Origin of the sequence: Bacillus sp. PS108 (assembly GCF_037963335.1) — a bacterium.
Taxonomy (GTDB): domain Bacteria; phylum Bacillota; class Bacilli; order Bacillales; family Bacillaceae; genus Bacillus; species Bacillus subtilis.
Genome location: NZ_CP150155.1, coordinates 3274116 through 3286388 on the forward strand (window position 1 = coordinate 3274116; position 12273 = coordinate 3286388).

13 protein-coding genes are annotated in these 12273 nt (G+C 46.4%); 6 read left to right on the forward strand and 7 right to left on the reverse strand.

The annotated features are described in order from the left end of the window. Positions 1-53: 53 nt before the first annotated feature. The 4 genes from NSQ16_RS17080 to NSQ16_RS17095 form a co-directional block, all read right to left on the reverse strand. Entirely contained in the window at positions 54-410 is a 357-nt protein-coding gene (locus NSQ16_RS17080; RefSeq protein WP_003222779.1) for an arsenate reductase family protein, read from the reverse strand. A gap of 110 nt (positions 411-520) precedes the next feature. Further along, entirely contained in the window at positions 521-2305 is a 1785-nt protein-coding gene (fadE, locus tag NSQ16_RS17085; protein WP_015714672.1) for an acyl-CoA dehydrogenase FadE, read from the reverse strand. Positions 2306-2319: 14 nt separating this feature from the next. Then, positions 2320-3495 carry an acetyl-CoA C-acyltransferase gene (locus tag NSQ16_RS17090; protein WP_003228574.1) on the reverse strand — a complete coding sequence of 392 codons (1176 nt, stop codon included), beginning with the start codon at positions 3493-3495 and terminating at the stop codon, positions 2320-2322. Positions 3496-3505: 10 nt separating this feature from the next. Further along, on the reverse strand, positions 3506-5875 hold the full coding sequence (locus NSQ16_RS17095) for a 3-hydroxyacyl-CoA dehydrogenase/enoyl-CoA hydratase family protein (RefSeq protein WP_131228072.1): 2370 nt from the start codon (positions 5873-5875) through the stop codon (positions 3506-3508). 175 nt (positions 5876-6050) lie between these two features. Here NSQ16_RS17095 and NSQ16_RS17100 point away from each other — a divergent pair, with 175 nt between their 5' ends. Continuing rightward, the gene (locus tag NSQ16_RS17100; protein WP_003240817.1) at positions 6051-6197 is read left to right on the forward strand and encodes a YuzL family protein; all 147 of its coding nucleotides are present in this window, start codon (positions 6051-6053) and stop codon (positions 6195-6197) included. Positions 6198-6221: 24 nt separating this feature from the next. Here NSQ16_RS17100 and NSQ16_RS17105 read toward each other — a convergent pair whose 3' ends face one another. Continuing rightward, positions 6222-7130 (reverse strand): proline dehydrogenase, encoded by a 909-nt coding sequence (locus NSQ16_RS17105; RefSeq protein ID WP_339232343.1) that lies wholly within the window; start codon positions 7128-7130, stop codon positions 6222-6224. 94 nt (positions 7131-7224) lie between these two features. Here NSQ16_RS17105 and NSQ16_RS17110 point away from each other — a divergent pair, with 94 nt between their 5' ends. From NSQ16_RS17110 to mdtP, 4 genes are all read left to right on the forward strand, one after another. After that, positions 7225-7470, forward strand: coding sequence for a hypothetical protein (locus NSQ16_RS17110; RefSeq protein ID WP_003228567.1), 246 nt, complete (start codon positions 7225-7227; stop codon positions 7468-7470). Between the two features lie 12 nt (positions 7471-7482). After that, positions 7483-7815 carry a spore coat protein gene (locus NSQ16_RS17115; RefSeq protein ID WP_003222766.1) on the forward strand — a complete coding sequence of 111 codons (333 nt, stop codon included), beginning with the start codon at positions 7483-7485 and terminating at the stop codon, positions 7813-7815. Positions 7816-7973: 158 nt separating this feature from the next. Continuing rightward, the gene (gene mdtR, locus NSQ16_RS17120; RefSeq protein WP_015251263.1) at positions 7974-8441 is read left to right on the forward strand and encodes a MarR family transcriptional regulator MdtR; all 468 of its coding nucleotides are present in this window, start codon (positions 7974-7976) and stop codon (positions 8439-8441) included. Next, the gene (gene mdtP, locus NSQ16_RS17125) at positions 8438-10063 is read left to right on the forward strand and encodes a multidrug efflux MFS transporter MdtP (protein WP_015384597.1); all 1626 of its coding nucleotides are present in this window, start codon (positions 8438-8440) and stop codon (positions 10061-10063) included. Before mdtR ends, mdtP begins: the two co-directional genes overlap by 4 nt. A gap of 35 nt (positions 10064-10098) precedes the next feature. On the opposite strand, the gene NSQ16_RS17130 is transcribed toward mdtP, so the two are convergent. Both NSQ16_RS17130 and NSQ16_RS17135 read right to left on the reverse strand, forming a co-directional pair. Next, positions 10099-10482, reverse strand: a complete 384-nt coding sequence (locus tag NSQ16_RS17130) for a tautomerase family protein (RefSeq protein ID WP_029318438.1) — start codon at positions 10480-10482, stop codon at positions 10099-10101. An 18-nt stretch (positions 10483-10500) separates the two neighbouring features. Next, entirely contained in the window at positions 10501-11241 is a 741-nt protein-coding gene (locus NSQ16_RS17135) for an SDR family NAD(P)-dependent oxidoreductase (protein WP_144500532.1), read from the reverse strand. A 134-nt stretch (positions 11242-11375) separates the two neighbouring features. Between NSQ16_RS17135 and NSQ16_RS17140 the strand changes: the two genes are divergently transcribed. After that, on the forward strand, positions 11376-12263 hold the full coding sequence (locus tag NSQ16_RS17140; RefSeq protein WP_015714676.1) for a LysR family transcriptional regulator: 888 nt from the start codon (positions 11376-11378) through the stop codon (positions 12261-12263). Positions 12264-12273: the final 10 nt, after the last annotated feature.

The window sequence follows — 12273 nt, forward strand, 5'->3', positions numbered from 1 at the left end:
TTTTTTACAGCACTACAATAAGAAGATACCACACTTTTCAAAAAAAATTTACATTAAGCCCAGTTTTCTTCAAATTGGTCTTCTTTAAATCCGACAGTCACTTTTTCGCCGTCTGTTGTAAGCGGGCGTTTGATCAGCATACCATCTGAAGCCAGCAGCTCGAGCTGTTCGTCCTCTGACATGTGATACAGCTTTTCCTTGAGATTGAGCTCGCGGTATTTCATGCCGCTCGTGTTGAAAAATTTCTTGAGATCCAGCCCGCTTTTTTCATAAAGCGCTTTTAATTCTTCTTTGCTTGGCGGCTGCTCAGCAATATGTATTTCGTTTATTTCTTTCCCATGCTCTTCAAGCCACTTCTTTGCTTTGCGGCACGTTCCGCATTTAGGGTACCAGTAAAAAGTTAACGACATCTTCTTCCCCCTCAATAAAATAATCGAGGTTATTTTAACACAGTTTGTTTTAAAAACCTAAAACAGTGCTTCTTAAAAAAGAGCTCCGCGCATGCGGAGCTCATGGCCAATCAGACAATATATTTCTCAGCCTCAAAAATGCCTGCCGCCGCCTCGCGTTTTTTCTGAATCACGTTTTTAGGCGTTACGCGTGTCAGCTTGCGCAGAGCGGAAAGCATCATGCGGAGTGAATCTCCTTCTTCCATTGCGATAAGGGATTCCTTCGCATGCGCTTCAATTTCGTTAAAGGCCTCTTGAACGAAAATTTCTGTGTACAGCACCTTTTGCGCTGCTTTTTCAGCGCCTTGTGCGGCAATGGCCTTTTCCGTTCTGAGCACGGCTGATTCCATTGCGTATACATTGCTGACGATATCCGCTACGTTCACGAGAATTTCTTGCTCACGATCGATCGCTTTTCCGTATTTTTGCGCGGCTAGGCCGGCAGCAAACAACGCAATTTTTTTGGCTTGCTTGACGATATATTTCTCCTGCTCTAAGACGCCGCTTCCAGGCTCTTCAGGCATAAGCATCATGAGTTCTTCCTGCAGCGACTGCGCTTTTTCGAATAAAGGCAGCTCGCCTTTAAGCGCTTTTTTCAGGAAGGTGCTTGGCACGATTAACCGGTTGATTTCGTTTGTGCCTTCAAAAATCCGATTGATCCTTGAATCCCTATAGGCCCTTTCTACTTCGTACTCCTGCATAAAGCCGTAGCCTCCATGAATCTGCACGCCTTCATCAACGATATAATCAAGCGTTTCAGAGCCGAATACCTTATTCAGAGAGCATTCGATGGCGTATTCCGCAATCGATTTGGCGATTTGCCGGCCGTCCTTGAGATCTTCTGCCGTGAACTGGCTCATATTGTCTTCAAACAGCCCGACGGTTCTGTATACAGAGCTTTCCATCGCATACAGCCTTGAGGCCATTGTCCCGATTTTTTCCTGTGTCAATGAAAAACCAGCAATCGGCGTTTTAAATTGGCGGCGCTGATTTGCGTATGCCGCAGACAGCTCGATGACGCGTTTAGATGCGCCGATTGTGCCAACCGCCAGTTTGTAACGGCCGATGTTTAAAATATTAAAGGCGATGACATGCCCTTTGCCGATTTCTCCGAGCAAGTTTTCCTTTGGCACTTCAGCTTGATCCAGAATGAGGGTTCTTGTCGATGATCCCTTGATTCCCATTTTCTTTTCTTCCGGTCCCGTGGAGACACCCGGGAACTCTTTTTCTACAATAAAGGCTGAAAACTTGTCGCCGTCTACCTTAGCGTAAACCACAAATACATCGGCAAAAGCAGAGTTGGTAATCCACTGTTTTTCCCCTGTTAATACATAATGGGTTCCTGCTTCATTCAGCACAGCTGTTGTTTTTGCTCCAAGTGCATCAGACCCAGAGCCAGGCTCAGTCAGAGCATAAGCGGCGATCTTTTCGCCTGAAGCGAGTCCAGGCAAATATTTTTTCTTTTGTTCTTCTGATCCGAAAAAGACGATCGGCAAGGAACCGATACCGACATGCGCGCCATAAGAAAGAGAAAAGCTTCCCGCACGCGAAAATTTCTCAGTGATGAGTGCCGAGCTGATTTTATCTAGGCCGAGCCCGCCGTATTCTTCCGGCACATCGGCACCAAGCAGCCCTAGTTCGCCCGCTTTCTTCAACAGTCTGACAGAATGCTCGAATTGATGGTTTTCGATATCATCTATATGAGGGAGAACATCTTGCTCGATGTAATCCTCTGTTGTTTTCGCAATCATTTTATGCTCGTCAGTGAAATCCTCCGGTGTATACATTTGATCGTATGTGACATCCTCGATTAAAAATCCGCCGCCTTTTTGTACGTCAGCCGCTTTTTTTGCCATTTGTTTTTCCCCCTTTAGCATAATTCAAATACACCGGCCGCTCCCATTCCGCCGCCGATACACATGGTCACGACTCCAAATTGCTCGTTTCTCCGTTTCATTTCATGGATGAGTGAGAGTGTAAGCTTTGTGCCCGTACAGCCAAGCGGGTGTCCAAGCGCGATTGCGCCCCCGTTGACATTCACTTTTTCTTCATCAATTCCCAATTCCCTGATTACTTGAATGGCCTGTGAGGCAAAAGCTTCATTCAGTTCAAACAAGCCGATGTCCTGCAGCTGAAGTCCGGCAAGCTTCAAAGCGCGCGGAATCGCTTCCACCGGTCCGATTCCCATGACTTCCGGCGGCACGCCGCCTACTGCAAAGGAACGGAATTTCACAAGCGGCGCCAGGCCAAGAGCATCGGCTTTTTCCCGGTCCATCAGCATGACAGCCGCCGCTCCGTCACTTGTCTGCGAGGAATTGCCCGCAGTCACCGTCCCATCAACGGAAAAGGCCGGGCGCAATGTCGATAAGATGTCTGCAGTCGTTTGCGGGCGAACACCTTCATCCTGAGAAAACACAAACTGTTTTTCCATAGGCTTATGGTCTTCTCCGATTTCTGTCACCGTCACTTCTACGGGTACAATTTCATCTTTAAATTTTCCTTCTGCAAGGGCTTTAGCAGCGTTTTGGTGGCTGCGAACGGCAAACGCGTCTTGATCCTCACGGGAGACGCCGTATTTTTTCGCGACTTGCTCGGCTGTGTGGCCCATGCTCATATAATATTCCGGTGCCTTTTCTGCCAAAGCAAGGTTCGGACGGGTAACATGCCCCATCATCGGAACTTGCGACATGGATTCTGCTCCGCCGGCGATCGCTGTATCGTAGGCGCCCAGCATAATTTTTTCTGCTGCATATGCAATAGACTGAAGGCCTGAAGAGCAATAACGGTTAACTGTAATCGCCGGAACCGTGTACGGCAGGCCCGCGAGCGCACCGATATTTCTCGCCATATTAAGCCCCTGCTCCGCTTCAGGCGTTGCACAGCCAATAATCAAATCGTCAATATTGCCTTCGTAACCGCCTGCCCGTTTCAGTGTCTCTTTTACACAAATCGCTCCCAAATCATCCGGGCGAACGGTGGCCAACGATCCTTTTTTTGCTTTTCCAACCGGTGTTCTTGCACCTGACACAATGACTGCCTCTTTCATAAGCTCCCTCCTAATTCCGTAAAGGTTTACCTTTCACAAGCATATGCTGCATTCTCGCTTGAGATTTTGCTTCTCCTGCCAAACTCAAAAACGCTTCTCTTTCGATCTCCAATAAATACTCTTCATCAACCTCTGTACCAAACGGCACTTTTCCGCCCGCAATGACATAAGCGAGTTTTTTCGCGATCTTGAAATCATGCTCAGATATATAGCCGGACAGCTTCATCTGCTCAGCGCCAAGCAAGAGTGCCGCATAACCGGTTTCTCCCGGCACCTTGACCTTTTCTTTTACAGGCGGCCGCCAGCCGGTATCGTATAAAGATGCGGCCAGCTGCTTCGCATCGTATAACAGGTGGTCTTGATTCACGCTGATCTGATCCGTTTCTTTTAAGATGTTCATCTCACGAGCCTCTTGAGCGGAAGCGGACACTTTCGCCATCGCAATCGTTTCAAATGTTTTCATTGCCGCATTCATCGGATCAAGGCCACGGCGTAGATGATTGATGTACAGCTCTTTGTTTCCCCCTCCGCCAGGGATGAGGCCGACACCTGATTCAACAAGGCCCATATAGGCTTCGCTTGCCGCTTGAGTACGCGCCGCAGGCAGGCATACTTCCGTTCCTCCGCCGAGCGTCATGCCAAATGGCGCGGCGACGACCGGTTTCGCACTGTATTTGATCTTCATCATCGTCTCCTGAAAACGGCGGATCACAAAATCAACTTCCAAAAAGTTGTCATCTTGGACTTCCATTAAGATCATGGCGAGATTCGCGCCGACGCAGAAATTTTTCCCTTGATTGCCGATGACAAGCCCCTTGTAATTCCGTTCTGTTTCCTCTAATCCTTTGTGGATCATTTGAATGATATCAAGGCCGATCGCATTGCTTTTCGAATGAAATTCAAGAAGGGCCACATCATCTCCAAGGTCAATTAAGCTTGCTCCGCTGTTTTTCGCAATCACGCCTTTTGTTTCTTTAAGTGCTTGTAAATGAATTCGTTTTTTGTTTTCTTTCACGGCTCTGTATTCGCCGCGGTCATAATAAAATACCGTTCCGTTCTCTTTGATGTAGAAGGTTTCATTTCCTTTGTCCAGCATCTCTTTTATCCAGCCAGGCATATCTGCTCCAAGCTGCTCGAGCTTTTCTGCTGACTGCTTGAGGCCGATGGCGTCCCACATCTCAAAAGGTCCCAGTTCCCAGCCGAATCCCCACTTCATGGCTTGGTCAATCGCATGAATATCATCGGCAATCTCGCCAAGCAGCTCGGCTGAGTAAAGCAGGGTTTGAGATGTGATATTCCACAGCAATCGGCCGGCTCTGTCATCCGAATAAATAAGCGCTTTCATTTTGGCTTTTGTCCCTTTTGCCTGTTTTGCCGCTTCAAGTGCCGGTGTTTTCATTTTTGTCCGCTCGCCGTAAGTAAGCGTCACTGGGTCAAGCTCATAAATCGTTTTTCCTTCTTTTTTATAAAAGCCTTGGCCGGCCTTACTTCCGATCCACCCTTTTTCCAGCATATCGTTCATGAAGCTTGGAAGGCGAAACACTTCTTTTTCATCGCCATCAGCTTTGTCATACACATTTCGGGCAACGTGGGCGAATGTATCGAGACCGACCACATCAAGCGTTCTAAAGGTAGCGCTTTTCGGCCTGCCGATCAGCGGTCCTGTGATCGAATCAACCTCCCCGACCTGATAGCCGCCTTTCAGCATTTCTTGGACTGTCACGAGAAGCCCGTACGTCCCGATGCGGTTTGCGATAAAGTTCGGTGTATCCTTTGCTGTAACAACGCCTTTCCCGAGGACATTTTCTCCGAAAGCTGTCATAAACTTTAAAATATCAGGATCCGTTTCCTTAATCGGAATGATCTCCAGCAGCTTTAAATAGCGTGCGGGATTAAAAAAATGTGTTCCGAGAAAATGGGCTTTAAAATCATCCGACCGGCCTTCAGCCATTTCCTGCACTGATATGCCGGATGTGTTGCTAGAGACGATGCTTCCAGTCTTTCGATGTTCATCCACAAGAGCGAAAATTTTCTTTTTGACTTCAAGGTTTTCGACAACGACCTCAATAATCCAATCTGCTTCTTTCAGTTTTTCTGCATCATCCTCCAGATTGCCTGGTGTAATATAGGAGGTATTTTTCGCTGATGTGAGGGGAGCGGGCTTTTGTTTCAGCAGTTTTTTCATCGCCTGCCGGCTCAGCCTGCTGCGCACCTCCGGACTGTCCTTCGTCAGCCCCCTTTTTTCCTCTTCCTTTGTCAAATCGTTCGGCACAATATCTAGCAGCAGGACAGGAATTCCGATGTTAGCCAAATGCGCCGCAATCCCGGAACCCATTACCCCCGATCCTAAAACGGCTGCCTTCCGAATGTGTTTGTGCATGAGATATCCCCCTTGAACATTGAATGAATAGTCATTCATTTTTTGACTAAAAAAAATGAAACCCGTTTCTTCTTTCATCTTAAAAGATTTCCGGTTCGACTTCAATAGCTAATTTGTTATTTTTTTTGTATGAAGCCTATAAAAGTCGGGCAACTTAAGCCCGGAGGTGAAGGGAATGGTACGAGAGAAAAAAAATCCGTCTTCAGCGGCAGTCAGCGCGGCGAGCGTAAAGGGAGATGCCGGTCCGACTCAGCATTACGGCGGCGGAAAACGGACAAGTCAAAATCAGCAGTATAAAAAACATAACATGGAACAATCATAATGCAGCTGCTTCCCGCGGCTGCTTTCACTTTTTCAAAATTCCTTTTAACACAAACGCTGCATTGGCAGGCCGTTCGGCAATTCTTCTCATAAAGTAGCTGAACCAGTCCGTTCCATATGGGACATACACACGCATTCTGTAGCCTTCCTTGGCGAGTTCCTTCTGACGCTCCGGCCTGATGCCGTATAGCATTTGAAACTCAAATTGCGATGCGGGGATTTGATGTTCGGCGACGAGCTGTTTCGTAAATGCAATGATGTCATCGTCATGTGTGGCGACAGCCGTGTAGTTCCCGCTTAACAACTGCAGCTTTATTAAGCTCTGAAAATGAAGGTCCGTTCCTCTTTTGTCGGGAAACGCTACAGCCGCAGATTCTTTATAAGCGCCTTTTACAAGTCTGAGATTCGGCTTTAAGTCCCGCATCTTTCTGATATCTTCTGCCGCCCGGTACAAATACGCCTGAATGACCGTGCCGAGCTTCTCAAATTCCTGTTTGCATTGCCTGTAAATAGAAAGTGTCTGTTCATAATGAGAATAGTCTTCCATATCAATGGTCACAGCAACATCATATTGCTTCGCAACGGAAAGAATGGCGCGCAAATGAGTAAGAGCAAGTTCTTCTGAAAGATCGAGCCCGATTGAGGTCAGCTTAAGTGAAAGCTCTGAATTCAATTGATGTTCGGCAATGGCTTGAATGGCTTTCTTGCATTCCTCTGCGACTTGGTTTGCTTCTTTTTCCGAAGCTGTATACTCGCCTAAATAATCAATTGTTGCACACAAACCGGATCTGTTTAGCCTTTTGACGGTCTTAACCGCCGATTCAATCGTATCCCCTGCGACAAACCTTCGTGCTCCAAGCCGCGTTCCGTATGCTTTTGCGAACTTGGTAAGTGTTTTATTTTGAGATAAGAATAAAAACACATGTCTCAACATCCGACTCCCTCCCGCCGTCATCTTCAAAACACCTGTATATAACTCCCAGTCTGAAGGAAACTATAAAATGAACAGAAACCAAAGGAGGATCACAATGGATAATCAGCAGCAATCTCAAATGCCGCCTTCCGTTATTTCGACAAAGGATCATTTGTATCTCAATGACATGCTGAACTGGAATTTGCTCGCGATGAAAAAAGCGCATTTCATGGCGCAGCAGTGCCAGGATCAAACGTTAAAGCAAGAACTCGACCGCGTCGGACACATGCATCATGATCACTATCAAAGAATATTAAAGCACCTGCAGCCAGGCCAGCAGCAGTCCGGCTACATCCAATAAGGAGGCGCCAGAATGAATCAGCAAAATCAAAAAATCAGCAACCCGCAGACACCTGTACCGACAACATCGGAAATGAATGACAGAGATTTCGTCAACGAATTGCTGACAACCGAAAAATACATGACAACAGCTTATTGCACTGCCTTGCACGAATTCAGCCACGAGTCTCTTTATCAGGATATTCAATCCATTTTTGATGAGTCACAAAAAGCGCAAAGAAAACTATATGATCTCATGTTCCAATATGGATGGTATTCTGTTGAAGCGGAGGATGCACAAAAGCTGCAGCAGTCCTATCAAAAATTCCAGCAGACCATTCAGCAGCAGTCTCCTTATCAGCAATAACAACATTAGTAAAAAGGATACGATGTTCTTTCGGGCATCTATCCTTTTTTTGTGTAAAATCAGTTGACTTTTCATTTACGCTTATTTATATTTAATAAGCATTAACTATTTTGTCATTAAAATATATATACAGTGTATGTAACAGAGGGGAAATGAATATGAAGAGTGCGGATCAGTTAATGTCCGATATTCAATTATCGCTTCAGGCGCTCTTTCAAAAGATACAGCCTGAAATGCTGGAAAGCATGGAGAAACAAGGTGTCACCCCAGCGCAGCTGTTTGTGCTGGCCAGCCTAAAGAAACACGGCAGCCTCAAAGTTTCTGAAATTGCCGAGCGTATGGAGGTGAAGCCAAGCGCGGTGACGCTGATGGCAGATCGCCTTGAACAAAAAAATCTTATCGCCAGAACACACAACACAAAAGACAGGCGAGTGATTGATCTCAGTCTTACTGACGAAGGAGACAGAAAGTTCGAGGAGGTTTTGGCGGGCAGAAAAGCCATAATGGCGCGCTATCTTTCCTTTTTGACGGAGGAGGAGATGCTGCAGGCGGCGCATATTACAGCAAAGCTCGCACAAGCAGCAGAAACGGATGAAAAGCAAAACATGAAAAGAGGAAACGGATGAAAATGAGTAAAGAAGGCAAACAATCAAAACGAACGTTATTAATAACAGGCTTAATTATTGCCATGTTTTTTTCAGCCCTTGACGGTACCATTGTCGGAACGGCCATGCCGAAAATTGTCGGTGATCTGGGCGGTTTGAGCATGATGACCTGGCTGACAACTGCATATTTGTTAACATCAACAACCATTGTTCCAATTGCCGGTAAACTGGCTGATTTATTGGGACGCCGCATTGTCTATGTATCAGGTTTGATTATTTTTATGGCCGCTTCTGCTTTGTGCGGAATGGCCAACAACATGACGGAATTGATTATCTTCCGTGGACTGCAGGGCATCGGCGGAGGCATCATGATGCCGATGGCGATGATTGTCATCGGTGACTTGTTCACAGGAAAACAGCGTGCTAAATTCCAAGGTGTCTTTGGCGCAATTTACGGGCTGGCTTCAGTGATTGGGCCGCAAATCGGCGGCTGGATTGTAGACTCGTTAAACTGGAAATGGGTTTTCTATATTAACCTGCCAGTCGGAATTATTGCGGTTATTTTTATTGCCAGAGGATTACAGGGACGCCAGCAGACTGGTCCGATCAACTTCGATATCGCTGGTATTTTCACAATGATTGTCGGTGTGGTCAGCCTCCTGCTCGCCTTAAGCTTTGGCGGAAAAGATTATGCATGGGATTCATGGCAGATTCTTGGGTTGTTCGCTCTCGCACTGATCGGCATTGTCAGCTTTATCATCGTAGAATCAAAAGCAAAAGAGCCAATCCTGCCAATGTATTTATTTAAAAACAGAACATTTACATTTCTAAACTTGATCGGCTTCTTTATGAGTATCGGTATGTTTGGCGCCATTACGTTTGTTCCTTTCTTTATGCAGGGAATTGTCGGTGTAAGTGCGTCTGAATCGGGTACAATTATGACACCGATGATGATTTCTATGATTATTACAAGTATCATCGGCGGACAGCTTGTTTATAAAATTGGGATTAAACCGCAAATCATTACAGGCATGCTGGTTATGGCCGGCGGATTCCTGCTGTTAACGACATTGGATCTCGACACGAGCAAGCTTGTCGCTACATCTTTTATGGCGATTATTGGTCTGGGAATGGGTCTTGTTATGCCGATTCTGACATTGGCTTTACAGGAAAGCTTTTCGAAGGAGGAGCTTGGAGTTGTCACTTCATCCAGCCAATTCTTCCGTTCTATCGGCGGAACATTCGGCATTACCATGCTGGGAGCCGTAATGAATGCGAGATCAGGAAATCTATTAACAGATAAATTGGTGCCATATTTAGACTCTCTTCCGGCACAGGCAAGCTCGTTTGCCGCCCAGCTAAAGGGTATGATTGATACAAATCCGCAAGGGCTGCTGCAATCGCTGTTCAGTCCGGACGCGGTCAAACAAATCCCTGCGGCTTTCTCATCCCATATTGTGCCGATTTTAAAAACATCGTTGATGGATTCGCTCCACAGCGTGTTTTATACGGGCCTGATCTTTATCGCAGTCGGAGCCGTATTCACCTTGTTCTTAAAACCTATCAAGCTATCAAATAAGAAAACGGAAGACCAACAAGAAAAAGAGAAAGCGGCAAAAGCCGTTGAATCACCTTCCCATTAATAGAGCACCCCGCGGGTATCAATCCGCGGGGTTTTTTATTCAATCATCTGGGCTCTTCCATTTCCGAAAGACCAATCCTCAGCCTGATTTCCGGCCAGCATGATAAACACATCTTCTTTTCTGACGCCAAGCTCGGAATGAATCCGGCTCGCGATTGAGCGGTAAAGTGCTTTTTTCTGTTCAGTTGTTCTTGACTGTTTCAGTGTAAAATGAATGTATATCAGTTCATCAGTACGCTCGACTTGGAGATAAAATGGATCATAAAAAAATTCGCTTTTTTCATATTGTCTGATGACTTGGAAATAGTCATCTTCCGGCACATTGATTTCTTCAATCATCGATTGGTGGATAGTCCTGCTCAGTTTTTGAAGCCACACTTCGCTTCTTCCCGACCGTAAATGAATCTGTACAAATGGCATCTCCCCGCATCCCTTTCTTTACAGCGTCTGTCCGCTGTCAATTGTGATAATTTGGCCTGTGAGTGATTCCTGTTCAATTAGTGAACAAATCAATTTGGCAACATCATCTGGTTCAGCAATACACTGCAGCGGCAAAGAGCCGATCATGCTTTTCATTTTTTCTTCCCGGCCGGCCCACCATCTCGTTGCCACAGCTCCTGGTGCTACACCGCTCACTCTGATTTCAGGCGCTAAGGCGTGGGCCAATGATTTCGTTAAACCGTGCACCGCTGATTTTGATACTGCGTAAGGCATAGATGAGCCGGCACCAGTTACCCCTGCGATGCTGCCGACGTTTACGATCGCCCCGGCCTTGCTTTTCTTCATGAACGGAACCACTGCCCGCGCGCAGAAAAACATCCCTTTCACATTGACGGCATACAGCTCATCCCATATGTCTTCTGTCGCAGCCTCAAGATCATCCATTGGAATATGCCGTGTAATGCTGGCATTGTTGACTAAAATATCAACCGTGCCGTGTGTGTTCACGATTGCTTGAATCATATCCTGCACGTCACTGTTTTTGGATACATCTGCTTGGATGGCGAAGGCTTGCCCGCCAGCTTTTTTAATCATTTCCACTGTTTCCTCCGCTTCTGATTGCGAGCGTGAATAATTCACCGCCACAATCGCCCCGCGCTTTGCCAATTCCATACTGGCTGCTTTTCCGATTCCTGTGCCGCCCCCCGTTACGAGAGCTATTTTGTTCAAGACATTCATTGCCGCCACTCCTTGCTGTTGACTAAAGTATATTTCTGATTCCATTGTAATCCAGCTTTGATGTTACGTATAATGATTGTTAAAGATACTAGATATCACTCAGATTGATAGCAAACGAACGGAGGAATTCAAAAATGGAAAGCGGAGATTTACGTGTGTTTCAAATGGTAGCCCGTGAAGGGACCATTACGAAAGCAGCACTGCAGCTTGGCTATGTACAATCGAATGTCACAGCCAGAATTCAACAATTGGAAGCTGAGCTGGGTACCACGCTGTTTTTGCGCCATAATCGGGGCATGACACTTTCTGCAAGCGGAAAATTGCTGCTGGACTACGCAAATAAAATTATAGGCCTGCTTGATGAAGCGTCTAAAGCGCTCTCATCCTCCGCAGAACCAAGCGGGCCGCTTATGATCGGCTCCACTCAGACAACCGCCGCGGTAAGGCTTCCAAAGCTCCTGGCATCTTATTATGAAGAACATCCAAACGTCCAGCTATCTTTAACAACAGGACATACGCAATTTCTCCTTGATAAAGTTCTTCGTTATGAATTGGATGGCGCGTTTATCGGATGCGAATGCCATCATCCTGAGCTCGAATCCTATCCTGCGTTTGAGGAAGAACCAGTAGTTGTTTCGGCTGCCTCCGTGCCCGATGTTGAGGAAGCCATCACAAAGCCGATTCTCGTTTACAGCACAGGCTGTTCGTATCGAGAAACACTTGAAAAATGGCTGCGCTCCGTCGGTGTCACACAGCCGGTCATTATGGAATTTGGGACGCTTGAAGCAATTATCGGCGGGGTTACAGCAGGTCTTGGCATCTCGTTGCTGCCAAGAACGGTTGTGCAGAAACATGAAGCAGAAGGATCAATTCGATTGTACCCGCTGCCTGAAGCGCTCAGCCAGATGAAAACAGAGTTTATTGTTCGAAAAGATTCGTTTATCAGCAGCGCGCTGAGAACCTTTATGGATTCCTTTACGCCAGATAAAACGGCTGAATCACAAAAAAGCAGTCTGCTATAATGTACAGACT